Annotated in this window: 22 protein-coding genes; 7 read left to right on the top strand and 15 right to left on the bottom strand. The window is 71.8% G+C overall.

Annotated features, from left to right (window positions below; genetic code table 11):
• Positions 1–26: 26 nt before the first annotated feature.
• The 6 genes from ABZ809_RS16155 to ABZ809_RS16130 all read right to left on the bottom strand — a co-directional run bounded on the left by ABZ809_RS16155 (position 27) and on the right by ABZ809_RS16130 (position 5923).
• On the bottom strand, positions 27–1331 hold the full coding sequence (locus ABZ809_RS16155) for a cysteine desulfurase (protein ID WP_357563273.1): 1305 nt from the start codon (positions 1329–1331) through the stop codon (positions 27–29).
• 31 nt (positions 1332–1362) lie between these two features.
• Positions 1363–2136: a Fe-S cluster assembly ATPase SufC gene (gene sufC / locus ABZ809_RS16150; protein ID WP_357563272.1), complete on the bottom strand. Its 774-nt coding sequence runs from the start codon at positions 2134–2136 to the stop codon at positions 1363–1365.
• Positions 2136–2480 (bottom strand): non-heme iron oxygenase ferredoxin subunit, encoded by a 345-nt coding sequence (locus ABZ809_RS16145; RefSeq protein ID WP_357563271.1) that lies wholly within the window; start codon positions 2478–2480, stop codon positions 2136–2138. Before ABZ809_RS16145 ends, sufC begins: the two co-directional genes overlap by 1 nt.
• Positions 2480–3625, bottom strand: a complete 1146-nt coding sequence (gene sufD, locus ABZ809_RS16140; RefSeq protein WP_357563270.1) for a Fe-S cluster assembly protein SufD — start codon at positions 3623–3625, stop codon at positions 2480–2482. The genes ABZ809_RS16145 and sufD overlap by 1 nt, the downstream gene beginning before the upstream one ends.
• A 112-nt stretch (positions 3626–3737) precedes the next feature.
• Positions 3738–5168: a Fe-S cluster assembly protein SufB gene (sufB, locus tag ABZ809_RS16135; protein WP_181569380.1), complete on the bottom strand. Its 1431-nt coding sequence runs from the start codon at positions 5166–5168 to the stop codon at positions 3738–3740.
• A complete protein-coding gene (locus tag ABZ809_RS16130; RefSeq protein ID WP_357563269.1) occupies positions 5165–5923 on the bottom strand; it encodes a transcriptional regulator in 759 nt (252 codons plus the stop codon). Before ABZ809_RS16130 ends, sufB begins: the two co-directional genes overlap by 4 nt.
• Before the next feature lie 97 nt (positions 5924–6020).
• Here ABZ809_RS16130 and ABZ809_RS16125 point away from each other — a divergent pair, with 97 nt between their 5' ends.
• A complete protein-coding gene (locus ABZ809_RS16125) occupies positions 6021–6983 on the top strand; it encodes a COX15/CtaA family protein (RefSeq protein WP_357563268.1) in 963 nt (320 codons plus the stop codon).
• 34 nt (positions 6984–7017) lie between these two features.
• Here ABZ809_RS16125 and ABZ809_RS16120 read toward each other — a convergent pair whose 3' ends face one another.
• The 3 genes from ABZ809_RS16120 to ABZ809_RS16110 form a co-directional block, all read right to left on the bottom strand.
• Positions 7018–7938, bottom strand: coding sequence for a hypothetical protein (locus ABZ809_RS16120; RefSeq protein WP_357563267.1), 921 nt, complete (start codon positions 7936–7938; stop codon positions 7018–7020).
• Between the two features lie 8 nt (positions 7939–7946).
• Positions 7947–8276 (bottom strand): hypothetical protein, encoded by a 330-nt coding sequence (locus ABZ809_RS16115; protein ID WP_357563266.1) that lies wholly within the window; start codon positions 8274–8276, stop codon positions 7947–7949.
• 472 nt (positions 8277–8748) lie between these two features.
• Positions 8749–9708, bottom strand: coding sequence for a heme o synthase (locus ABZ809_RS16110; protein ID WP_357563265.1), 960 nt, complete (start codon positions 9706–9708; stop codon positions 8749–8751).
• Between the two features lie 266 nt (positions 9709–9974).
• On the opposite strand from ABZ809_RS16110, the gene tkt reads away from it, so the two are divergent.
• The 6 genes from tkt to pgl all read left to right on the top strand — a co-directional run bounded on the left by tkt (position 9975) and on the right by pgl (position 18581).
• On the top strand, positions 9975–12113 hold the full coding sequence (gene tkt / locus ABZ809_RS16105) for a transketolase (RefSeq protein WP_357563264.1): 2139 nt from the start codon (positions 9975–9977) through the stop codon (positions 12111–12113).
• Positions 12114–12129: 16 nt separating this feature from the next.
• Positions 12130–13308 (top strand): transaldolase, encoded by a 1179-nt coding sequence (tal, locus tag ABZ809_RS16100; protein ID WP_357563263.1) that lies wholly within the window; start codon positions 12130–12132, stop codon positions 13306–13308.
• A gap of 76 nt (positions 13309–13384) precedes the next feature.
• A complete protein-coding gene (locus tag ABZ809_RS16095) occupies positions 13385–15034 on the top strand; it encodes a glucose-6-phosphate isomerase (RefSeq protein WP_357563262.1) in 1650 nt (549 codons plus the stop codon).
• 2 nt (positions 15035–15036) lie between these two features.
• A complete protein-coding gene (gene zwf / locus ABZ809_RS16090) occupies positions 15037–16587 on the top strand; it encodes a glucose-6-phosphate dehydrogenase (RefSeq protein ID WP_357563316.1) in 1551 nt (516 codons plus the stop codon).
• Positions 16588–16724: 137 nt separating this feature from the next.
• Entirely contained in the window at positions 16725–17741 is a 1017-nt protein-coding gene (locus tag ABZ809_RS16085) for a glucose-6-phosphate dehydrogenase assembly protein OpcA (protein WP_357563261.1), read from the top strand.
• A 69-nt stretch (positions 17742–17810) separates the two neighbouring features.
• Positions 17811–18581, top strand: coding sequence for a 6-phosphogluconolactonase (gene pgl, locus ABZ809_RS16080; protein WP_357563260.1), 771 nt, complete (start codon positions 17811–17813; stop codon positions 18579–18581).
• 77 nt (positions 18582–18658) lie between these two features.
• On the opposite strand, the gene ABZ809_RS16075 is transcribed toward pgl, so the two are convergent.
• The 6 genes from ABZ809_RS16075 to whiA form a co-directional block, all read right to left on the bottom strand.
• Complete coding sequence (locus ABZ809_RS16075) at positions 18659–19009, bottom strand: RNA polymerase-binding protein RbpA (protein ID WP_357563259.1); 351 nt, start codon at positions 19007–19009, stop codon at positions 18659–18661.
• 132 nt (positions 19010–19141) lie between these two features.
• Positions 19142–19405: a preprotein translocase subunit SecG gene (gene secG, locus ABZ809_RS16070; RefSeq protein ID WP_121400676.1), complete on the bottom strand. Its 264-nt coding sequence runs from the start codon at positions 19403–19405 to the stop codon at positions 19142–19144.
• 95 nt (positions 19406–19500) lie between these two features.
• The gene (gene tpiA, locus ABZ809_RS16065; protein WP_357563258.1) at positions 19501–20292 is read right to left on the bottom strand and encodes a triose-phosphate isomerase; all 792 of its coding nucleotides are present in this window, start codon (positions 20290–20292) and stop codon (positions 19501–19503) included.
• On the bottom strand, positions 20292–21491 hold the full coding sequence (locus ABZ809_RS16060) for a phosphoglycerate kinase (protein WP_357563257.1): 1200 nt from the start codon (positions 21489–21491) through the stop codon (positions 20292–20294). Before ABZ809_RS16060 ends, tpiA begins: the two co-directional genes overlap by 1 nt.
• On the bottom strand, positions 21488–22492 hold the full coding sequence (gap, locus tag ABZ809_RS16055) for a type I glyceraldehyde-3-phosphate dehydrogenase (protein ID WP_357563256.1): 1005 nt from the start codon (positions 22490–22492) through the stop codon (positions 21488–21490). Before gap ends, ABZ809_RS16060 begins: the two co-directional genes overlap by 4 nt.
• A 263-nt stretch (positions 22493–22755) precedes the next feature.
• Positions 22756–23736: a DNA-binding protein WhiA gene (gene whiA, locus ABZ809_RS16050; protein ID WP_132390411.1), complete on the bottom strand. Its 981-nt coding sequence runs from the start codon at positions 23734–23736 to the stop codon at positions 22756–22758.
• Between the last annotated feature and the right edge of the window lie 22 nt (positions 23737–23758).

The raw sequence follows: 23758 nt of genomic DNA, 5'->3' as shown, positions 1-23758 counted from the left end.
CGATCCGCGGGCTCCTGCGTCGCCGCTCACTCGAACACCTTCCGCACCTGCTCCAGGCCCGTCACCAGGGCGTCGATCTCCTCGGTGGTGGTGTAGAGGTAGAACGAGGCCCGCGTCATGGCCGGCACGCCGAACCGGGTGCACACCGGCTTGGCGCAGTGGTGGCCGACGCGCACCTGCACGCCGAGCGAGTCGAGCACCTGCCCGACGTCGTGCGGGTGGATGTCACCGAGGGCGAACGAGATGGTGCCGCCCCGGCCCACCGGCACGGTCGGCCCGAAGATCCGCAGGCCGGGCACCGTGGCGAGGGCGTCCAGCGCGTACGCCGTCAGCTCCTTCTCGTGCCACTGGATGGCCCGCATTCCGATGCCGGTGAGATAGTCGACGGCCGCGCCGAGCGCGACCGCCTCGGCGATCGGCGGGGTGCCCGCCTCGAACCGGGCCGGCGGCGCGGCGAACGTCGACCGGGCCATGGTGACCGTCTCGATCATCGAGCCGCCGCCGAGCACCGGTGGCATCGCCGCCAGCAGCTCCGACCGGCCCCAGAGCACCCCGATGCCGGTCGGGCCGCACATCTTGTGCCCGGTGAAGACGATGAAGTCCGCGTCGTAGTCGACCACGTCCATCGGCATGTGCGGCACCGACTGCGAGCAGTCGAGCAGCAGCAGCGCCCCCACCTCGCGGACCCGCGCGGTGATCCGCGCCGTGGCGTTGACTGTGCCGAGGATGTTGGACGTGTGCACCAGCGAGACGATCTTCGTCCGTTCGGTGACCAGGTCCTCCAGCCCCGACTCGTCAAGGCGCCCCTGCTCGGTGACCGGGAACCAGCGAAGGGTCGCGCCGGTGCGCTCGCAGAGCAGCTGCCAGGGGACGATGTTCGAGTGGTGCTCCATCTCGGAGATCACCACCTCGTCGCCGGGGCCCAGCCGGAACCGGTCGTCGGCGTCGGGGCGAAGCGACGCGTTGGAGAACGCGTACGCCACGATGTTGATCGCCTCGGTGGAGTTCTTCGTGAACACCACCTCGTCCACGCTCGGCGCGTTGATGAAGGCGGCGACCTTGGCCCGGGCGCCCTCGTACGCCTCGGTGGCCTCGGTGCCCAGGGTGTGCACCGAGCGGGACACGTTGGCGTTGTGCACCGCGTAGTGCTCGGCGAGCGCGTCGAGCACCTGCCGCGGCTTGTGCGACGTGTTGGCGCTGTCGAGGTAGACCAGCGGGTGCCCGTTGACCTCCCGGTCGAGGATCGGGAAGTCGCCGCGCACCTTCGCCACGTCGTAGCGCGGCATGTCGTCGTACTGCGGCATCCCCGCCGGGATCGCGATGGAAGTCATGTCGACCGGCCCACCATTTCTTCGAGAGGGATCAGGCCCGCGCCGCGCCGGCTCCGGCGACGTACCGCTCGTAGCCCTCGTCCTCGAGCTTGTCGGCCAGCTCGGGACCGCCCTGCTCGACGATCCGACCGGCGACGAAGACGTGCACGAAGTCCGGCTTGATGTAGCGCAGGATCCGCGTGTAGTGGGTGATCAGCAGCAGGCCGGTGTCGCCGGTGTCGCGCACCCGGTTCACGCCCTCGCTGACCACGCGCAGCGCGTCCACGTCGAGGCCGGAGTCGGTCTCGTCGAGGATCGCCATCTTCGGCTTGAGCAGCTCCAGCTGCACGATCTCGTGCCGCTTCTTCTCACCGCCGGAGAAGCCCTCGTTGACGTTGCGCTGGGCAAACGCCGGGTCCATCTGGAGGCGCTCCATGGCCCCCCGCAGCTCGCCGCCCCAGGTGCGCAGCTTGGGCGCCTGGCCGTCGATGGCGGTCTTGGCGGTACGCAGGAAGTTCGCCACCGAGACGCCGGGGACCTCGACCGGGTACTGCATGGCCAGGAAGAGGCCGGCCCGGGCCCGCTCGTCGACGGAGAGGGCGAGCACGTCCTCGCCGTCGAGGGTCACCGAGCCGCCGGTGATCTCGTACTTGGGGTGGCCGGCGATCGAGTAGGCCAGGGTGGACTTGCCCGAGCCGTTCGGGCCCATGATCGCGTGGGTCTCCCCCGACTTCACGGTCAGGTCGACCCCGGACAGGATCGGCTTGAGCTCACCCTCGGGCAGCTTGACCGACACCTTCAGGTCGCGGATCTCCAGGGTGCTCATTATCGGGTCACTCCATTGCTCGGCATCGGGCGGCCGTCGTCGCCCACGGGAAGGTAGATGTCGCCGTCGCGGACCTCGACGGGATAGACGGGTACGGGTTCGGTGGCGGGCAGCCCGGTCGGCTCGCCGGTCCTCAGGTCGAAACGGGATCCGTGCAGCCAGCATTCCAGCGTGCAGCCCTCGACCTCCCCCTCGGAGAGGGCGACCGCGGCGTGCGAGCACTCGTCGTAGATGGCGTAGAACTCGCCGTCCTCGCCGTGCACCAGGGCGATCGGGGTGCCGTCGACGTCCGCGCTGACCACGCTGCCCTTCGGCACGTCCTCGGCGGAGCAGAGGCGGATCATCAGGCGCCGGCCTCGGTGAGCCGGGCCTCGATGGCGTCGGCCAGCCGCTCGCGCAGCGCCTCGACCGGGATCTTGTTGATCAGCTCGGCGAAGAAGCCGCGGACCACCAGGCGCCGCGCCTCGGCCTCCGGGATGCCCCGGGCCATCAGGTAGAAGAGCTGCTCGTCGTCGAAGCGGCCGGTCGCGCTCGCGTGCCCGGCGCCGGCGATCTCGCCGGTCTCGATCTCCAGATTGGGTACGGAGTCGGCCCGCGCGCCGTCGGTCAGCAGCAGGTTCCGGTTGATCTCGTACGTGTCGGTGCCGGTCGCCTCGGCCCGGATCAGCACGTCGCCCACCCAGACGGTACGCGCGCTCTCGCCCTGCAGGGCGCCCCGGTAGCCGACGTAGCTGCGGCAGTCCGGCACCGTGTGGTCCACCAGCTGGCGGTGCTCCAGGTGCTGCCCCGAGCCGGCGAAGTAGAGGCCGTACAGCTCGGCCTCGCCGCCCCGGTCGGTGTACTCCACCGAGGTGTTCTGCCGGACCAGGTCGCCGCCGAGCGAGACCTGGACGTGCACCACCTTGGCGTCGCGCCCCAGCCGGACCTTCAGGTGCTGGGCCTGGACGGCGTCGTCGGCCCAGTCGGCGACGGTGACCAGGGTCAGCTTCGCCCCGTCGGCCACGGCCACCTCGACGTTGTCGGCCAGCGTGGCCGAACCGACGTGCTCCAGCACCACCGTCACCTCGGCGAACCGCTGCACGTCGACGAAGGTGTGCCCGAAGGCCACGCCCTCGGCGCCGTCGCCGACGACCCGCAGGGTCACCGGCTCGGCCACCACGGCGTCGCGGGCGACCTGGACCAGCAGCGTCTGCCCGGCCGCCCCGCCGTAGGCCAGCGCGCTGACCAGGTCGACCGGGGTGAGCACGCTGCCCACCCGCGGGTCGTCGGAGCCGATCCGCTCGGCGGTGACGCCCTCCGGCAGGTCGCCGTACTCGTGGCGGACCGTGCCGGTGGCAGCCTGCGCCCCGCCGGTGAGCCCGCGCAGCCGCTTGAGCGGGGTGAAGCGCCACTCCTCCTCCAGGCCCGTCAGGGCCGGGAAGTCGGCGACGTCGTACGAGCGGAGCGCCTGCGACTTGGTGCTGGGCGGCGCGGAAGCCTGGGTAGTCATCTCTTCCTTGGTCTGTTCTACGACGATGTCATTAACTGGAGGGTGGGTCGGTGTTCGCGCGGCCCGGGCAGACGGGTCGGCGTTCGCGCGGCCCGCAGCGGGTCGGGCGGCGTCAGCCGACCGCGCCCTCCATCTGGAGCTCGATCAGGCGGTTGAGCTCCAGGGCGTACTCCATCGGGAGCTCCTTGGCAATCGGCTCGATGAAGCCGCGCACGATCATCGCCATCGCCTCGTCCTCGCTCAGGCCCCGGCTCATCAGGTAGAAGAGCTGGTCGTCGCTGATCTTGGAAACGGTGGCCTCGTGCCCCATCGACACGTCGTCCTCGCGGATGTCGACGTACGGGTAGGTGTCCGAGCGGGAGATGGTGTCGACCAGCAGGGCGTCGCACTTGACCGTGCTGCGGCTGCTGTGCGAGCCCTCCAGCACCTGCACCAGGCCCCGGTACGAGGTCCGGCCGCCGCCCCGGGCGATCGACTTGGAGACGATGGTCGAGGAGGTGTGCGGCGCGGCGTGCACCATCTTGGCGCCCGCGTCCTGGTGCTGGCCCTCGCCGGCCATCGCCACCGAGAGCACCTCGCCCTTGGCGTGCTCACCGGTCATGTAGACCGCCGGGTACTTCATGGTGACCTTGGACCCGATGTTGCCGTCGACCCACTCCATGGTCGCGCCCTCGTGGCACACGGCCCGCTTGGTGACCAGGTTGTAGACGTTGTTCGACCAGTTCTGGATGGTCGTGTAGCGGCACCGGGCGTTCTTCTTGACGATGATCTCCACGACCGCGCTGTGCAGCGAGTCGGAGGAGTACAGCGGCGCGGTGCAGCCCTCGACGTAGTGCACGTACGCGCCCTCGTCGACGATGATCAGCGTCCGCTCGAACTGGCCCATGTTCTCCGTGTTGATCCGGAAGTAGGCCTGCAACGGGATCTCCACGTGCACGCCCTTCGGCACGTAGATGAACGAGCCGCCGGACCAGACGGAGGTGTTCAGCGCGGCGAACTTGTTGTCGCCGACCGGGATCACCGTGCCGAAGTACTCCTTGAAGATGTCCTCGTGCTCACGCAGGGCGGTGTCGGTGTCGAGGAAGACGACACCCTGCTCCTCGAGGTCCTCACGGATCTTGTGGTAGACGACCTCGGACTCGTACTGCGCCGCGACACCGGCGACCAGCCGCTGCTTCTCCGCCTCGGGGATGCCCAGCCGGTCGTAGGTGTTCTTGATGTCCTCGGGCAGGTCCTCCCAGCTGGTGGCCTGCTTCTCGGTGGACCGGACGAAGTACTTGATGTTGTCGAAGTCGATCCCGGTGAGGTCGGCGCCCCAGGCCGGCATCGGCTTGCGGCCGAACAGCCGCAGGCCCTTCAGCCGCAGGTCGAGCATCCAGGCCGGCTCGTTCTTCTTCGCCGAGATGTCCCGCACCACCGCCTCGTTGAGGCCGCGCTGGGCGGCCGCCCCGGCGACGTCGGGGTCGGCCCAGCCGTACTCGTAACGACCCAGGGCGGCGAGCTGCTCTTCCTGGGTCAGGGGCTGGACGATCTGCTCGGTCATCTATCTGTCCTCACAGTGGTGACGGTGTTACCGGACTTGACACGCCCCGGCTGGGCCGGGATGTGCGTGGTGCACACCCCGTCGCCGTGCGCGATGGTGGCCAGGCGCTGCACGTGGGTGCCGACCAGGCGGGAGATCACCGCGGTCTCGGCCTCGCACAGCTGGGGGAACTCGGCGGCCACGTGCGCCACCGGGCAGTGGTGCTGGCAGAGCTGGCCGCCGGAGGCGATCGTGGACGCGTTCGCAGCGTAGCCCTCGGCGGTCAGCGCACCGGCGAGCGCCTCGGCCCGCGCGAGCGGGTCGTCGCCGGCGTCCTCCATGGCGGCCCGGCAGCGGGCCTCCAGGGCCGCGACCTGGTCGGCGGCGAACGCCTCGACGGCAGGTGATCCACCGTTGCGGGCGATCCAGCGCAGCGCGGCGGTGGCCATGTTGTCGTAGTGGTGGGTGCCGCACCGGCCCCGGGCCGCGTCGGTCAGCCCGAACACCTTCGCCGGCCGACCCCGGCCCCGGTGGCCGCGGACGGTCTGGTCGCGGGCGACCACGTCACCGTCGGCGAGCATCGCGTCGAGGTGCCGGCGGATCGCGGCCGGGCTGAGCCCGAGCGCCGAGCCGAGCTGTGCGGCGGTGGTCGCGCCCCGCTCCAGCAGCAGCCGGGTGACCCGGTCGCGGGTGGAGAGGTCGGCGACGGACGCGGACTGACCGGCGGCCGGACCGGCCGCCGGCTGGTGCCCCGAGAGCGCCGCCGCGTTTTTCACAACGCCAACGTTACGTAATTCGCCTGGGGCCTGCAAACCGGACCCCGGTGATCCGAACCACCGAGGGGGCGGAGTCACCCCATCGTGCTCCACTACGGTGCGTAGGATTTGCGCCGTGAAGCAATCCGCCCGGTTCCCGGTCTCCACCGCCCTGCTGCGCCGCCTCGCGTTCGCCTCGATCATCGCGAACGTTGGCATCGTCGTCACCGGCGGGGCCGTCCGGCTCACCGGGTCCGGCCTCGGCTGCCCCACCTGGCCCAGGTGCACCGAGGAGTCGTACGTGACGACACCGGAGATGGGCATCTACGGAGTGATCGAGTTCGGCAACCGCCTGCTCACCTTCGCGGTCGGCTTCATCGCGCTGGCGGTCCTGCTGGCCGTGCTGCTGCACCGTCCCCGGCGCCGGGACCTGGTCCCGCTCGCGGTCGCCGTGCTCCTCGGCATCCCGGCGCAGGCGGTCATCGGCGGGATCACCGTCCTCACCGACCTCAACCCATGGGTGGTCGGCCTGCACTTCCTCGCCTCGATGCTGGTGATCGCGGCCGCGTACGCGCTCTGGCGGCGGATCACCGACCCGGCGGGCCCGGCGGTGGCCGTCGTGCCGGCCCCGCTGCGGACCCTGACCGCGCTCACCACGGTGGTCAGCGCGGCCGTGCTGGTGATCGGCACCTGGGTGACCGGCAGCGGACCGCACGCGGGCGACCACGGCGCCGCCCGCAACGGGCTCGACCCGGAGACCATCTCCCAGGTGCACGCCGACAGCGTCTTCCTGCTGATCGGCCTCTCCGTGGCGCTCGTCTTCGCCTTCCGGGCGGTCGGCGCACGGCGGGCCGCGCGGGCCGCCGGGGTGCTGGTCGCCGTGGAGCTGGGTCAGGGCCTGATCGGCTTCGTGCAGTACTTCACGAACCTGCCGGCGGTGCTGGTGGGCGCGCACATGCTCGGGTCCTGCCTGGTGCTGCTGGCCACGCTCTCGGTCCAGTGGGCGACCCGCGAGCGCCAGCCCGTCGCCCCGGCTCCGGCCCCGGCACCCGGCGAACAGGCGGTCCCGGTCGCCGCCTGAACGCCGGCCCGGCGCCCGGGAGCCCCGGAGCCGGTCAGCGACCGGCGCGGCCCAGGTGGATCAGGATCCCGTCGGCCAGCCGCTCGGCGGCGCCGTCGGCGTGCCCGAGGAACAGCGACGGCTCGGTCAGTTCCAGCTCCACCAGGATCGGCGCGCCGTCCGGGCCGGGGATCAGGTCCACCCGGGCGTAGAGCAGCCGGCGCGCCCCACCGGGCACCGCCGCGAGGGCCCGCTCCGCCACCGCCAGCTGCGCCGGGGTGGCGGCGCGGGCGGCGATCTCCTCGGGCCTGAACAGCCCCTCGGTGCCGAGGTCCGGCCCCGCCAGCATGGGCCCCTTACGGATGGCGTGACTGAACGCCGGGCCGTCCGGGCCGGCCAGGAAGAGCAGCGCCGTCTCGCCGGCCGTGTCGACCGCGTCGAGGTACGGCTGCACCATGGTCAGCCGGCCCGCGTCCGACAGCCGCCGCACGTGCGCCGCGGCCAGGTCGCGGTGTTCCGGGTCGGCCAGGTCGTACCGGCCGGTGTCCCGGCTGCCCACGCTGACGGCCGGCTTGACGACGTACTCGCCCCGCTCGCCGGGCCGCCAGCTCTCCCCCGGGCCGACCCAGGTCGTCGGCACGGCGGGCACCCCGGCCGCCGACAGCTCGGCCAGGTAGCGCTTGTCGGTGTTCCAGCGCACCACGTCGGCCGGGTTGGCCAGGGTGGGCACGGTCGAGGCCCAGGCGACGAACTCGTCGCGGCGCAGCGGGTAGTCCCATGGCGAGCGGAGGACCACCAGGTCGTACGCGGCCCAGTCGACGGCCGGGTCGGTCCACTCGGCCGGCTCGGCGGTCACGCCGCGGCGGGCCAGCGGGGCGAGCAGCAGCCGGTCGTCGGGGTCGAGGTCGGGCAGTTCGGCACAGGTAACGAGAGCGACCCGGGGTCTCCCCCGGGTCGGCTGGTGGTGGGTGGTCAATTTCTATGTCAACGGGCCATCGTGCGCCGGGCCATCGACCGCCAGAGGTCGTTGCTCGGACGCATCTGGTCCATCAGTTCACGCTCCCAGGCGTTCTCGACGGTGACTCCCGCCTTCGCGCAGGCATGCCGCGCCTGAACGGTGTCGTCGGCGAACTGGTCGCCCCAGACCCCGTCCTCGCCCACGAGGACGATGCGCGCGCCACGCTTGCCGACGTACTCGATGACCGCCTTCGCCCCGCCGTGACCGGCGGCGAACGCCTTGATGCCCGCCACCAGCCCCTGGGGGGCCTGGGCGGCCTGTTCGGCGGTCAGCGTCGTATCGGAACCATCTGCCATGTCGGGAAGCGTAAGCAGAGTTGCACCCGAGCGGGCGAGAACCATGAACCTTTTGTGATGCCAATTACCCGAGGGTTTAAGGAGAACCAAAGGCGATTCGCCCTCTTTGTCCGGACATTATTGGACAAATTTTCGCCATCAACGGGCGTGGCTGGGGGCATCAGGGCGGTTCCGGACCGATGCCGATGGTGTCCCTGATGTGACACGAAACCCGGACAACTCATAAATGATGATGGTTTTACGGTGCGATACGCGCCGGGCAGCGAGACCGGCGACGAGGACTCGGCGGCACGCGGCCCCCGCGCGGCGGCCAGTACCCCGGACCCTCAAGATCGTGCTCAATCCTGGATCGAGTGGCATCCAGTCGCCAGATGGCCACTACATCCTGGATCGAGCACGATCTTGAGGGTCCGGGTGGGCGCGCGGGAGAGCGTCACGCCCCGGCCGCCACCGCCTCCGCGTGTCGGCGCGTTCAGATCAGCGCGTCGAGCGCGACGGCGGCGAAGAGGATCGTCAGGTAGGTCGTCGACCAGTGGAACAGCCGCATCGGCTTGACGGCCTGCCCCCGCACGACCCGCCGGGCGAGCTTGTGCGCCTCGACCAGGAAGATCGCGCCGACCACCAGCGCGGGTACGCCGTAGATGGCGCTCATCCCCAGCGGCCAGACCGCCAGCGAGGTGAGCACGGTCAGCCAGGCGAAGATGATGATCTCGGCGTTCACCCGCCGGGCGGAGGCCACCACCGGCAGCATCGGGATGCCGGCCCGGGCGTAGTCGTCCTTGTACTTCATCGCCAGCGGATAGAAGTGCGGCATCTGCCAGAAGAAGACCACCGCGAACAGCGCCCACGCGGCCGGCGCCAGGGTCCCGGTCACGGCCGCCCAGCCGATCAGCACCGGCGCCGCCCCGCAGGCCCCGCCCCAGAACGTGTTCGCCGTCGTGGTGCGCTTGAGCCACAGGGTGTAGACGACGTCGTAGTAGACGATCGCGGCGAGCGTGAGCCCGGCGGCCAGCAGGTTGGTGAACACCGCCATCAGCACGACCGACACCGCTGCGAGCACCAGACCGAAGATCAACGCGCTGCGCGGCGACACGGTGTGCGCCGGCAGCGGGCGCCGCTTGGTGCGCCGCATCAACTGGTCGATGTCCCGGTCGATGTAGCAGTTGATGACGCTGGCCGCGCCGGCGGCGAGCGAGCCGCCGACCAGCACCACGGCCACCAGCCAGAGCGACGGCATGCCGCCGTCCGCGAGCATCATCGCCGGAACGGTGGTGACGAGGAGCAGTTCCACGATCCGCGGCTTGGTCAGCGTCACGTACGCGGCGACCACCGCGCGGATGTCCCGGCTGGTCACCGTCGACGCCTCCGCCGCAGTCCGCACCGGCGGCTGCCCGGCAGAGTTGCTGACGGGGCGCTCGGTGATCATGCTCACGGATTGCCACCTTCCGGCGTCGGCGGGGGGAGATCGGCTCGGTCGGGTCCGCAACGGGTCCACATACCGCCCCACACACTACGCGTCGTCGTTTTGGCTGCCCGGGCGACCCGACAACGGTGCGGGCCGTCACACCCCCGGGCGAACCCCGGATCCGCCCGGACACGCACGGACCAGCATGCAGAGATCCCTGGGCGGACGTTTAGGACCGCTCGATAGGGTCACCAGTGAGGGTTCCGCCCATCTGCCGAGGAGCACAAACCATCGTGGCTGCCAACCGACCCGAGCACCCCGCACTCAACTGGTCCGACCTCGACCGCCGGGCCGTCGACACCGTCCGCGTGCTGGCCATGGACGCCGTGGAGAAATCCGGCAACGGTCACCCGGGCACCGCGATGAGCCTCGCGCCCGCGGCCTACCTGCTCTTCAACCGGGTCATGCGGCACAACCCGGCCGACCCGAACTGGCCCGGCCGGGACCGCTTCGTGCTCTCCGCGGGTCACTCCAGCCTCACCCTCTACATCCAGCTCTTCCTCTCCGGCTACCCACTCAGCCTCGACGACCTGAAGTCGCTGCGGCAGTGGGGCTCGCTCACCCCGGGTCACCCCGAGCACGGGCACACCCCCGGCGTGGAGACCACCACCGGGCCGCTCGGCCAGGGCCTCGGTAACGCGGTCGGCATGGCGATGGCGGCCCGCCGCGAGCGCGGCCTGTTCGACCCGGAGGCGGAGCCGGGCCGGTCGGTCTTCGACCACGACATCTGGTGCATCGCCTCGGACGGCGACATCGAGGAGGGCATCAGCCACGAGGCCAGCGCCCTCGCCGGGCACCAGCAGCTCGGCAACCTCACGGTGATCTACGACGACAACGAGATCTCGATCGAGGACGACACCCGCATCGCCAAGAGCGAGGACGTCGCGGCCCGCTACGAGGCGTACGGCTGGCACGTGCAGACCGTCGACTGGCGTACCGGGGACGCCGACCAGGGCGACTACCACGAGGACGTGGAGGCCCTCCACCAGGCGCTGCTGGCGGCGAAGGCCGAGACCGGCCGCCCCTCGTTCATCGCGCTGCGCACCATCATCGGCTGGCCCGCGCCCAACAAGAAGAACACCGGCAAGATCCACGGCTCGGCGCTGGGCGCCGACGAGGTGGCCGCCACCAAGCAGCTCCTCGGCTTCGACCCGGCCCGCTCCTTCGAGGTCGACGCGGAGGTGCTCAAGCACGCCCGCCTGGTGATGGAGCGGGGCGCCCAGGCCCAGCAGGAGTGGACCACGGCGTTCGACGGCTGGGCGAGGGCCAACGCGGAGCGCCGCGCACTCTACGACCGGATGGCCGGGCGGGTCCTGCCGACCGGCTGGACCGAGGCGCTGCCGGAGTTCCCGGCCGACGCCAAGGGTGTCGCCACCCGGGCCGCCTCCGGCAAGGTCCTGGAGGCGCTCGCCGGAGTGCTTCCGGAGCTCTGGGGCGGCTCGGCCGACCTGGCGGAGAGCAACAACACCACCATGAAGGGCGAGCCGTCCTTCGTCCCCGCCGTCCACGCCACCAAGGACTTCCCCGGCCACGAGTACGGCCGCACGCTGCACTTCGGCATCCGCGAGCACGCCATGGGTGCCATCCTCAACGGCATCGCGCTGCACGGCGGCACCCGCCCGTACGGCGGCACCTTCCTGGTCTTCAGCGACTACATGCGCCCGGCGGTGCGGCTCGCCGCGCTGATGAAGCTGCCGGTGGTCTACGTCTGGACGCACGACTCGATCGGCCTCGGCGAGGACGGCCCGACGCACCAGCCGGTGGAGCACCTGACCGCGCTGCGCGCCATTCCCGGCCTGGACGTGGTCCGGCCGGCCGACGCCAACGAGACCGCCTGGGCCTGGCGCCAGGCCCTGGAGCACACCGACCGGCCGACCGCGCTGGCGCTGAGCCGGCAGCCGCTGCCGACGCTGGACCGGTCGACCCTGGCCGGCGCCGAGGGCGTGGCCAAGGGCGGCTACGTGCTGGCCGAGGCGTCCAACGGCAAGCCGCAGGTCATCCTCGTCGGCACCGGCTCCGAGGTGCAGCTCTGCCTGACCGCGCGGGAGCGGCTGGAGGCCGACGGCACCCCGACCCGGGTCGTCTCGATGCCCTGCCAGGAGTGGTTCTTCGAGCAGGACGAGGCGTACCGGGAGTCGGTGCTGCCGCGCGGGGTAAAGGCACGGGTGAGCGTGGAGGCGGGCATCGGCATGTCGTGGCGCGGCATCGTCGGTGACTGCGGCGAGAGCGTCAGCCTGGAGCACTACGGTGCGAGTGCCCCGCACTCCGTGCTCTTCGAGCAGTTCGGATTCACCCCCGACCGGATCGTGGCCGCCGCGCACGCGGCACTGACCCGGATGGGCGACATCACCGGTTTCACCACCGGCAACTGAGGGGAGCGTGGACGGCATGACGGACAGGCTGAGTGAACTCACCGCCGCGGGCGTGGCGGTCTGGCTCGACGACCTTTCCCGGGTGCGCCTGAGTTCCGGCGGGCTGGACCAGCTCCGCCGGGAGAAGCACGTCGCCGGGGTGACCACCAACCCGACGATCTTCGCGAAGGCGCTGAGCGACGCCGACGAGTACGACTGGCAGCTGCGCGACCTCGCCACCCGTGGGGTGGAGGTCGAGGAGGCCGTGCGGATGCTCACCACCTACGACGTGCGGTGGGCGTGCGACGTGATGCACCCGTCGTACGAGCGCAGCGCCGGGATCGACGGCCGGGTCTCCATCGAGGTGGACCCGCGGGTGGCGCACGAGACCGACCGGACCGTCGCCGAGGCCAAGGCGCTGTGGTGGCTGGTCGACCGGCCGAACCTCTTCATCAAGATCCCGGCCACCGAGGCCGGCCTGCCGGCGATCACCGCCACCCTGGCGGAGGGGATCAGCGTCAACGTCACGCTGATCTTCGGCCTGGACCGCTACTCGCAGGTGATGGAGGCGTTCCTGGCCGGTCTGGAGCAGGCGAAGGCGAACGGGCACGACCTGTCCAAGATCGGCTCGGTCGCCTCCTTCTTCGTCTCCCGCGTCGACAGCGAGGTCGACAAGAGGCTGGAGAAGATCGGCTCCGCCGAGGCGAAGGCGCTGCGCGGCAAGGCCGCCATCGCCAACGCCAAGCTCGCGTACGAGCGCTACGGCGAGGTGTTCTCCTCCGACCGCTGGCAGGCCCTCGCCGACGCCGGGGCGCACCCGCAGCGCCCGCTGTGGGCCTCCACGTCGACCAAGAACCCGGACTACCGTGACGTCATCTACGTCGAGGAGCTGATCGCCCCCGGCACCGTCAACACCATGCCGGAGCCGGTCGTGCACGCGTACGCCGACCACGGCGAGACGCGCGGCGACACGATCACCGGCTCGTACGACGAGGCCCGCAAGGTCTTCACGGACCTGGAGGCGGCCGGGGTCGACATGACGGACGTGATCGAGACCCTTGAGCGCGAGGGCGTGGAGAAGTTCGAAGCAAGCTGGCAGGAACTGCTCGACGGCGTCCGCAAGTCGCTGGCGTCCGCGAGCCACGGCACCGACCGCCCGGGCAACGCCGCCAAGGGCAACGCAGAGGCAGCGCAGCAGGCAGGAGGCAACGCGTGAGCGAGCGTAGCGAGCGAACCATCGGGCACAGGGGGGTGGCGCCTCACGTCGCCGCCGAGCGCAGCGAGGTGGCGGCGTGAGTGATCTATTGGCTGGGGCGGTCGAAACGGCCGCCGGGCTCGCCGTGCACGGGGCCGACGCCGTCGACAGGTCGGCCCCCGCCTCGACCCGCGAGGCGCTGGTCAACGCCGGAGTGCCGGCCAAGCTGGCCGCGAAGGACCCGACACTGTGGGGCCCGGACGCCGAGGCCGAGGCGAAGATCCGCCTCGGCTGGGTGGACACCCACCTGCGCAGCCGCGAGCTGCTCCCCCAGCTCGCCGAGCTGAAGGCCGAGCTGGCCGATCTGGACCACGTGGTCCTCGCCGGGATGGGCGGCTCCTCGCTGGCCCCCGAGGTCATCGCCCGCACCCTGGGCAAGCAGCTGACCGTGCTCGACACCACCGACCCGGGGCAGATCCGGGCGGCGCTGGCCGACCGGCTGGAGCGCACCGTGGTCGTGGTGGCCAGCAAGTCCGGTTCGACGGTCGAGACCGACAGCCATCGCCGGGCGTACTGGCAGGCGTTCCTCGACGCGGGGATGACCGAGGCGGAGGCCGGCCGGCACTTCGTCGTCGTCACCGACCCGGGCTCGCCGCTGGAGGCCACCGCCGCCGAGATGGGTGCCTTCACCGTACTCGCCGACCCGAACGTCGGCGGCCGGTATGCGGCGTTGACCGCGTTCGGGCTGGTCCCGTCGGCGCTGGCCGGGGTCGAGGTGGCCGAGCTGCTCGACGAGGCGGAGGCGCTGGCGGCCTCCCTGGGCGGGGACCGCGACAACCCGGCCCTGGCGCTCGGGGCGGCCCTCGGGGCGGCGGCCACCATGGGCCGGGACAAGGTCGCCCTGGTCTCCGACGGCACCGGCATCGAGGGGCTCGGCGACTGGGCCGAGCAGCTGATCGCCGAGTCCACCGGCAAGGCCGGGGTCGGCATCCTGCCGGTCGTCGTGGAGTCGCCGCAGAGTCCCGGCGCCGCCGGCGACGACGTACTCACCGTGACCTACGGCGGCGCGCTGCCCGCCGGCGCCGTCCCCGCCGGCGGCGTCGACGCCGACGTGGCCGTCAACGGCCCGCTCGGCGCGCACTTCCTGGCCTGGGAGTACGCCACCGCGATCGCCGGTGTGGTGCTCGGCATCGACCCGTTCGACCAGCCCAACGTCACCGAGTCCAAGGAGAACACCAACCGGATCCTCGCCTCGGGTCCGCCGGCGGAGACGCCGTCGTTCACCGAGGGCGCGATCGAGGTGTACGCGCCGCAGGGCGCACCCGGTGACCTGGCCGGCGTGCTCCGCTGGCTGATCGACGGTACGGGCGCCGACGGCTACGTCGCGGTGATGGCGTACCTCGACCGGTTCGCCGACGCCGACGCGGCCCGGCTGCGGCCGCTGCTGGCCGAGGCGGCCGGGCGGCCGGTCACCTTCGGGTGGGGGCCCCGGTTCCTGCACTCCACCGGCCAGTACCACAAGGGCGGCCCGCAGGTCAGCAGCTACCTCCAGCTCACCGGGGCGGTCGCCGACGACCTGCCGGTGCCGGGCCGGCCGTACACCTTCGGGGAGTTGCAGGCGGCGCAGGCCGCCGGCGACCGGCAGGCCCTGGCCGAGCGGGAGCGCCCGCTGGTCCGCCTGCACCTGACCGACCGGTCCGTGGGCGTGGCCCAGCTGCTGGATGCGGCCGGAGCGTTGCGCACGTGACGATGAGGACCACGGACGACGCGGAGCGAGGAGGCGGCGTGAACCCGCTACGCGACCCGCAGGACCGCCGGCTGCCGAGGATCCCGGAGTCGTGCGCTCTGGTGATCTTCGGCGTCACCGGCGACCTGGCCCGCAAGAAGCTCCTACCGGCCGTGTACGACCTGGCGAACCGGGGGCTGCTGCCCCCGGGCTTCGTCGTGCTCGGCTTCGCCCGCCGGGACTGGGGCGACGGGGACTTCGAGTCACTGGCCCACGACGCCGCCAAGAAGCACGCCCGCACCCCCTGGCGGGAGGAGGTGTGGGCGCGGCTGGCCGGCAACATCAAGTTCGTCGGCGGCTCGTTCGACGACGACGCCGCGTTCGACCAGCTCGCCACCACGCTCGACGAGCTGCGCCAGTCACACGGCATCCCGGGCAACGCCGCCTTCTACTTCTCCATCCCCCCGGCGGCGTTCCCCGTGGTCCTCAAGCAGCTCGCCCGCACTGAGATGGCCGACAACGCCAAGTCCGGCGGCTGGCGCCGGGTGGTGGTGGAGAAGCCCTTCGGGCACGACCTGCCCTCGGCGAAGGCGCTCAACGACCTGGTCGACGACGTCTTCACCCGCAAGGACGTCTTCCGCATCGACCACTACCTGGGCAAGGAGACGGTCCAGAACATCCTCGCCCTGCGGTTCGCCAACAACCTGTTCGAGCCGCTGTGGAACTCCAAGTACGTCGACTCGGTGCAGATCACCATGGCCGAGGACGTCGGCATCGGCTCCCGGGCCGGGTTCTACGACTCGGCGGGGGCGGCTCGCGACGTGCTCCAGAACCACCTGCTCCAACTGCTGGCGCTGGTGGCGATGGAGGAGCCGACGAGCTTCGACGCCGACGAGATCCGCACCGAGAAGCTCAAGGTGCTCCGGGCGATCACCCTGCCGAAGGACGTCGCCGAGGGCACGGTGCGCGGCCAGTACCTGCCCGGCTGGGTGGGCGGCGAGCGGGCGGTCGGCTACCTGGAGGAGGAGGGCGTCCCCGAGGAGTCGACCACGGAGACGTACGTGGCCGTCCGGCTCGGCATCCAGAACCGCCGCTGGGCGGAGGTGCCGTTCTACATCCGGGCCGGCAAGCGGCTGCCGCGCCGCGTCACCGAGGTCGCCATCATGTTCAAGAGGGCGCCGCACCTGCCGTTCAACGAGGCCGACATGGAGTCGCTGGGCAACAACCAGCTCGTGATCCGGGTGCAACCGGACGAGGGTGTGGTGCTCAAGTTCGGCTCGAAGGTGCCCGGCACCACCATGGAGGTCCGCGACATCGCGATGGACTTCCAGTACGGCGAGGCGTTCACCGAGGCCAGCCCCGAGGCGTACGAGCGGCTGGTGCTGGACGTGCTGATCGGCGACCGCACCCTCTTCCCGGACGCCGCCGAGGTCGAGCAGAGCTGGCAGGTGGTGGACCCGCTGGAGCACGCGTGGGCGGGCACGAAGCCGGCGCCGTACCGGGCCGGCGAGTGGGGTCCCCGGGCCGCCGACGAGATGCTGGCCCGCGAGGGCCGCGCCTGGCGGCGGGCGTGAACCGGTTCTTGCGAGCCTCGCGGTCGCGAACAAGGCAGGTGCCGTGAGCGCGAGGAGTGAGCCGGTTTTGCGAGCCCCGCAGTCGCGAACAAGGCAAGTGCCGTGAGCAGGCGCAGCGAGCAAACCAGGAGGCTCCATTGATCGGCCTGTGGGACACCACCGGCAACGAGGTGGTCAAGGCGCTGGCCGCCGAGCGGCGCAGCGCCGGCGGGGTGGCCAGCGGCATGGCGCTCACCCTGATCGTGGTGGTGGACGAGAAGCGGGTCCGCGAGGCGGAGGCGGCGGCCACGATAGCCGCCGCCGCCCACCCCTGCCGGCTGGTGGTGGTGGTCCGCACCGACGTGGAGCGCGAACGCAACCGGCTGGACGCGGAGATCGTCGTCGGCGGCCGGCTCGGCCCCTGCGAGGCAGTGGTCACCCGGATGTACGGGCGGCTGGCCCTGCACGCCGAGTCGGTGGTGATGCCGCTGCTGGTGCCGGACGTGCCGGTGGTGACGTGGTGGCACGGCGAGCCGCCGGCCGAGATCGCCACGGACTTCCTCGGCGTGGTGGCCGACCGGCGGATCACCGACTCCGCGCAGGCCGCCGATCCCATCGAGGCGCTGCGCCAGCGGGCCCGGGACTACGCCCCCGGCGACACCGACCTGGCGTGGACCCGGATCACCCCGTGGCGCACCCTGGTGGCCGGGGCGTTCGACACCACCCAGGCCCGGGTGACCGAGGCGACCGTGGTGGCCCCGCCGACCGACCCGACGGCAGCGCTGATGCAGGGCTGGCTGGCCGCGCGGCTGGGCATCGAGCCGACGTGGGAACACAGCGACGAGTCCCCCCGGATGCGGGAGGTGCAGCTGCGCTGCGCCAACGGCGACTCGCTGACGCTGAGCCGGGACGACAGCGTGGCGACGTTCCGGCGTACCGGCCAGGACGACCGGCAGTTGCCGCTCGTCCGCCGGCCGCTCGGCGACGAACTGGCCGAGGAACTGCGCCGGCTCGACGCCGACCAGGTGTACGCGGAGGCGCTGGGCACCGCGGCCGGGCTGACCGGCCTGGACCAGCACCCGGCGCAGCGGGTGCACGTCTGGAAGGACCCGGCGACCGCCCAGCGGGCCGAGGCGGGCGTGACCGCGCACGCGGGCACGACCGCCGAACAGTGAGCGCCCGACGGCCGGCGGCACCACGGAACACCGACCGCGTGGGCGGCCGGAGAAACGAAGGCACAAGAGATGAGTGAGGCGAGTGTCGCCGTCCACGCCGACGCCGACCTGCTGGCCCAGGCGGTGGCCGCCCGGCTGCTGGTCAAGCTGCTCGACGCGCAGGCCGAGCGGGGCCAGGCATCGGTGGTGCTGACCGGCGGCCGGATGGCCGCGGCGGTGCACCGGGCGGTGGCGGCGTTGCCGGCCCGGGACGCGGTGGACTGGTCCCGGGTGGACGTCTGGTGGGGCGACGAGCGGTTCCTGCCCGCCGGCGACCCCGAGCGCAACGAGACCCAGGCCCGGGCGGCGCTGCTAGACGCGGTGCCGCTGGACCCGGCCCGGGTCCACCCGATGCCGGCCTCCGACGGCCCGGCCGGGCCCGACCCGGAGGAGGCGGCGGCCCGGTACGCCGAGGAGCTGGCCGGGGCGGCGCGCCCGGGGCACGCCGCGCTCCCCCACTTCGACGTGCTGATGCTGGGCGTCGGCGAGGACGGGCACGTGGCCTCGGTGTTCCCCGGGCACCCGGTGCACCATGACACCCGGCCGGTCAGCGCCGTGCGGGGCAGCCCGAAGCCCCCGCCGGTGCGGACCACCCTGACCCTCCCGGCGATCAACACCGCCGAGGAGGTCTGGCTGATGGCCAGCGGCGCGGACAAGACCCGGGCGGTCGGCATGGCGCTGGCCGGGGCGGGGCCGGTGCAGTTGCCGGCGGCGGGCGCGCGGGGCACGGGCCGGACCCTCTGGCTGCTGGACCGGGCCGCGGCGGCCGACGTGCCGGCCCGACTACGCAGCCTGCGCTGAGGTGTAAGGAAGGGCCCCCTACTAACGCATAGCGTTAGTAGGGGGCCCTTCCTTACACCCTGTGGGCGGATCGCCGCCTAGCCGGCGGTACGGCCTCGGCGGCGGCGCAGGTTGGCGAGGGCCTCGGCGAGGATGGCCGCCCCCTCCTCGGCCGTACGCCGCTCCTTCACGTACGCCAGGTGGGTCTTGTAGGGCTCGGTGCGGGCTCGGCCTGGCGGGTTCTGTGCGTCCTGGCCGGCGGGCAGCCCGCAACGCGGGCAGTCCCACAGCTCTGGCGCCTCGACCTCGGCGGCGATCCGGATCTCGGTGTGATGGTCGTTGCGGCACCAGTAGGCGACCGTCCGGCACGGGGCCGGCTGGTAGCGCTCGGCGTGACGGTCGGGCGCGGACCCGACCCGGGTGCCCCGGATGACGTTGCCACTCGGCACGGCTGCTCGCTCCTGTCGTCGGAGGGGTACCGCCGCGGATCCGGCGGCGGGCGACGCGGTGCAGCGGGTGAAACTAACTGCGCGCGGCCCGTCGATGACGGACCGCGCGCAGATTGTACGACTCGACGGCGATCAGACCGTGCCGCTGGCCATCTGGAGGCGGAGCCAGAGCCCGAGCCCGACGATGCAGGCGAACCAGACGATGCCCACCAGGACGGTGTAGCGGTCGAGGTTCTTCTCCGCCACCGAGGAACCGGCGAGGCTGGAGCTGACGCCACCGCCGAACATGCTCGACAACCCACCACCCTTACCGCGGTGCAGCAGGATCAGCATGGTCAGCAGAATGCTCGTGATGACCAGCAACACGATCAACGTGTATGCGAACCAGATCGGCATAGCTGGGGTCAGTCCTCTCGTTACGATCCTCGCCCGGGCAGATCGGGCACGGTGGCACCGACCGACGGACGGGCGGAGTCAAGGATAGCGAGCGATCAGCGGGTGATGTGCTCCGGGAACCGGCAGATCTTCGCGAACTCCTCGGCGTCCAGGCTCGCGCCGCCCACGAGCGCCCCGTCGACGTCCGGCTGCGCCATGATCGCCGCGACGTTGGAGGACTTGACCGACCCGCCGTAGAGGACCCGGACCTGGTCGGCGGTGTCCTGGCCGAAGGACTCGGCCAGCCGCTGGCGGACCGCTGCGCACACCTCCTGGGCGTCCTCCGGGGTGGCCGTCTTGCCCGTGCCGATCGCCCAGACCGGCTCGTACGCCACCACGACCTTCGTCACCTGCTCGGCCGTCAGCCCCTTCAGGCCACCGTCGAGCTGCTCGCTGCAGTGCGCCACGTGGGTTCCCTGCTCGCGGATGTCGAGCCCCTCCCCCACGCACAGGATCGGGGTGAGCCCGTTGGTCAGCGCCGCCTGCACCTTGGCGTTGACGAGCGCGTCGTCCTCGTGGTGGTAGGCCCGCCGCTCCGAGTGGCCGATCACCACGTAGGTGCAGCCCAGCTTCGCCAGCATCGAGCCGGAGATCTCCCCGGTGTACGCCCCCGACGCGTGCGGTGACAGGTCCTGCCCGCCGTAGCCGATGAGCAGCTTGTCGCCGTCGACGGCGGTCTGCACCGTACGCAGGTCGGTGAACGGCGGCAGCACCACCGTCTCGACCTCGGTGAGCTGCTTCTCGTTGAGGCTGGCCGCCAGCTTCTGCACGAGCAGGTTGGCCTCGAGGTGGTTGCAGTTCATCTTCCAGTTGCCGGCCATCAGGGGCCGGCGGGTGGCGCTCGCCATCAGTTCTCCAGGGCCGCGATGCCGGGGAGGGTCTTGCCCTCCAGGTATTCAAGGGAGGCGCCACCGCCGGTGGAGATGTGCCCGAAGGACGACTCGTCCAGCCCTAGGGCGCGGACCGCCGCCGCCGAGTCGCCACCACCGACGACGGTGAACGCGTCGCTCTTCGCGATCGTCTCGGCGACCCCACGGGTGCCGTGGGCGAACGCCGGCATCTCGAACACGCCCATCGGGCCGTTCCAGAAGATCGTCCGCGCCCCCTTGAGCGCGGCGGCGAACCCGGCGACCGTCTCCGGCCCGATGTCGAGCCCGACCCGCTTGCTGGGGATGCCGTCGGCCGGCACGGTGTCGTGCGCGGCGTCCGGGGCGAACGCGTCGGCGGCCACCACGTCGACCGGGAGCATGATCTTGCCCTCGGAGCGCTCCAGCAGGCTGCGGCAGGTCTCGACCATCTCCTCCTCCAGCAGGGAGGAGCCGACCTCGTGGCCCTGGGCCTTGAGGAAGGTGAAGCACATCCCGCCGCCGATCAGCAGCCGGTCGACCGTCGGCAGCAGCGCCTCGATCACCGCGAGCTTGTCGGAGACCTTCGAGCCGCCGAGCACCACGACGTACGGGCGCTCGGGGTCGCTGGTGAGCCGGGAGAGGACCTCCACCTCGCGCAGCACCAGCCGGCCGGCGACGTGCGGCATCCGGGCCGGTACGTCGTGCACGCTGGCGTGCTTGCGGTGCACCGCGCCGAACGCGTCGTCGACGTACGCGTCGCCGAACGCGGCGAGCTGGTCGGCGAAGGCGCCCCGCTCGGTGTCGTCCTTGCTGGTCTCACCCTTGTTGAAGCGCAGGTTCTCCAGCAGGGCGACCTCGCCGCCGGCGAGCGCGTCCACGGTGGAGCGGGCGGACTCGCCGACGGTGTCGGTGGCGAAGTGCACCGGCGCGCCGAGCAGCTCGCCGAGCCGCCCGGCGACCGGGCTCAGGCTGAACTGCGGGTCCGGGGCGCCCTTCGGACGGCCCAGGTGCGAGCAGACGACCACCTTGGCGCCGGCCTCCACCAGCGCGCCGAGCGTCGGCAGCACGGCGCGGATCCGACCGTCGTCCGTGATGTCACCGGTCTGCTTGTCGAGCGGGACGTTCAGGTCGGCGCGCACCAGCACGCGCCGACCCGACACCCCCTCGGCGAGCAGGTCGTCGAGGGTGCGGATGCTCACAGCGAGCTACCGACCAGCTTGACCAGGTCGACGAGGCGGTTCGAGTAGCCCCACTCGTTGTCGTACCAGCCGACGACCTTGACCTGGTTGCCGACGACCTTGGTCAGCGGCGCGTCGAAGATGCAGGACGCCGGGTCGGTGACGATGTCCGAGGAGACGATCGGGTCGTCGTTGTAGACCAGGATGCCCTTGAGCGGGCCCTCGGCGGCGGCCTTCAGCGCGGCGTTGACCTCGTCCACCGTGGTCTCACGGTTGACGTTGACGGTGAGGTCGGTGGTCGAGCCGGTCGGGATCGGCACCCGCAGCGCGTAGCCGTCGAGCTTGCCCTTCAGCTCCGGCAGCACCAGGCCGATCGCCTTCGCCGCGCCGGTCGAGGTCGGCACGATGTTCAGCGCGGCGGCGCGGGCCCGACGCAGGTCGGAGTGCGGCGCGTCCTGGAGGTTCTGGTCCTGCGTGTACGCGTGGATCGTCGTCATCAGGCCGTGCTGGATGCCGAACGTGTCGTGCAGGACCTTCGCCATCGGGGCGAGGCAGTTGGTGGTGCAGGAGGCGTTCGAGATGATGGTGTGCTTGGCCGGGTCGTACTGGTCGTGGTTGACGCCCATGACGACCGTGACGTCCTCGTTCTTCGCCGGGGCGGAGATGATGACCTTCTTGGCCCCGCCGTCGACGTGCGCCTTCGCCTTGGTGGCGTCGGTGAAGAAGCCGGTCGACTCGATGACCACGTCCACGCCGGCCTCGCCCCACGGCAGCTTCGCCGGGTCCTTCTCGGCGTACGCCTTGATGGTCTTGCCGCCCACGGTGATCTCGTCGGCGGTGGCCTTCACCTCGTGCGGGAGCCGGCCCAGGATGCTGTCGTACTTGAGCAGGTGGGCGAGCGTCGCGTTGTCGGTCAGGTCGTTGACCGCCACGACCTCGATGTCCGCGCCGGACGCCAGCACGGCCCGGAAGAAGTTGCGGCCGATGCGGCCGAAGCCGTTGATGCCAACCCGGATGGTCACAGGTCCCATCTCCTCGCGTTCTGGTCCGCCGGCGTAGAACCCGGGCCGGCGGAGGTTTATGCGCCGACCGTTGGAGCCGGCCGTTGACGATTCATCTCGGCCACCCCGCCGCGGTCTCGAAGGACCTGACCGCCCGAGGCGGTGGCACGACGAGGAGTGCCTGTGCCGGCCCCCTTGCCGTACGCAGCGACCCTATCCGAGCGCGCGTCGCCGCGCTGCGGCGGGTGGAGATCCCGTCCGCGGCGCGACGCCTCACCGTCCTATCAGACCACGAGCATGTCGGGCGTGACGGCCGCTTCCGTATCCGGGATGCCCAGGTCCCGGGCCCGCTTGTCGGCCAGCGCCAGCAACCGGCGGATCCGGCCGGCGATCGCGTCCTTGGTCAGCGGCGGGTCGGCCAGCGCGCCCAGTTCCTCCAGGGAGGCCTGCCGGTGCTCCAGACGCAGCCGGCCCGCCGAGGTGAGGTGGTGGGGCGCGTCGTCGGCGAGGATCTCCAGCGCCCGGGTCACCCGGGCGGCGGCGGCGACCGCGGCCCTTGCCGAACGGCGCAGGTTCGCGTCGTCGAAGTTGGCCAGCCGGTTGGCGGTGGCCCGCACCTCGCGGCGGACCCGGCGCTCCTCCCAGGCCAGCACGCTGGAGTGGGCGCCGACCCGGGTGAGCAGCGCGGCGATCGCGTCGCCGTCCTTGACCACCACCCGGTCCACCCCGCGTACCTCGCGGTTCTTGGCCGTGATGCCGATCCGGCGGGCCGCGCCCACCAGGGCCAGCGCCGACTCGGGACCGGGGCAGGTGATCTCCAGCGCGCTGGAGCGGCCGGGCTCGGTCAGCGAGCCGTGCGCCATGAACGCGCCCCGCCAGGCCGACACCGCGCAGCAGACGTTCGCGGCGACGACGTGCGGTGGCAGGCCCCGCACCGGGCGGCCCCGGACGTCGAGCAGCCCGGTCTGCCGCGCCAGTGCCTCACCGTCCTTGACCACCCGGACGATGAAGTGGCTGCCCTTGCGCAGGCCCCCGGACGCGAGCACGTGGATCTCGCTGGGATAGCCGTAGACCTCGGCGATCTCCCGCCGCAGCCGGCGGGCCACCGCCCCGGTGTCGAGTTCGGCCTCCACCACGACCCGGCCGGAGACGATGTGCAGCCCGCCGGCGAAGCGCAGCAGCGCCGCCATCTCCGCCCGCCGGCAGCAGGGCTTGGGCACGTCGACCCGACTCAGCTCGTCCTTGACCGCAGCCGTCATCGCCATTGTGCGTCCCCTCACGGACCTG

Origin of the sequence: Micromonospora sp. NPDC047074 (genome assembly GCF_040643815.1) — a bacterium.
GTDB lineage: Bacteria > Actinomycetota > Actinomycetes > Mycobacteriales > Micromonosporaceae > Micromonospora.
The sequence above is the reverse complement of the archived record's forward strand: the minus strand, read 5'-3'. Positions and strand labels throughout refer to the sequence as shown.

What these genes read in the sequence shown, in the direction of transcription:
- sufD (WP_357563270.1), bottom strand. Translation starts at nt 3,625, where the DNA reads ATGACTACCCAGGCTTCCGCGCCGCCCAGCACCAAGTCGCAGGCGCTC.
- secG (WP_121400676.1), bottom strand. Translation starts at nt 19,405, where the DNA reads ATGCCGATCTGGTTCGCATACACGTTGATCGTGTTGCTGGTCATCACG.
- ABZ809_RS16115 (WP_357563266.1), bottom strand. Translation starts at nt 8,276, where the DNA reads ATGGCAGATGGTTCCGATACGACGCTGACCGCCGAACAGGCCGCCCAG.
- tpiA (WP_357563258.1), bottom strand. Translation starts at nt 20,292, where the DNA reads ATGGCGAGCGCCACCCGCCGGCCCCTGATGGCCGGCAACTGGAAGATG.
- ABZ809_RS16145 (WP_357563271.1), bottom strand. Translation starts at nt 2,480, where the DNA reads ATGATCCGCCTCTGCTCCGCCGAGGACGTGCCGAAGGGCAGCGTGGTC.
- sufB (WP_181569380.1), bottom strand. Translation starts at nt 5,168, where the DNA reads ATGACCGAGCAGATCGTCCAGCCCCTGACCCAGGAAGAGCAGCTCGCC.
- sufC (WP_357563272.1), bottom strand. Translation starts at nt 2,136, where the DNA reads ATGAGCACCCTGGAGATCCGCGACCTGAAGGTGTCGGTCAAGCTGCCC.
- zwf (WP_357563316.1), top strand. Translation starts at nt 15,037, where the DNA reads ATGAGGACCACGGACGACGCGGAGCGAGGAGGCGGCGTGAACCCGCTA.
- pgl (WP_357563260.1), top strand. Translation starts at nt 17,811, where the DNA reads ATGAGTGAGGCGAGTGTCGCCGTCCACGCCGACGCCGACCTGCTGGCC.
- ABZ809_RS16155 (WP_357563273.1), bottom strand. Translation starts at nt 1,331, where the DNA reads ATGACTTCCATCGCGATCCCGGCGGGGATGCCGCAGTACGACGACATG.
- tal (WP_357563263.1), top strand. Translation starts at nt 12,130, where the DNA reads ATGACGGACAGGCTGAGTGAACTCACCGCCGCGGGCGTGGCGGTCTGG.
- whiA (WP_132390411.1), bottom strand. Translation starts at nt 23,736, where the DNA reads ATGGCGATGACGGCTGCGGTCAAGGACGAGCTGAGTCGGGTCGACGTG.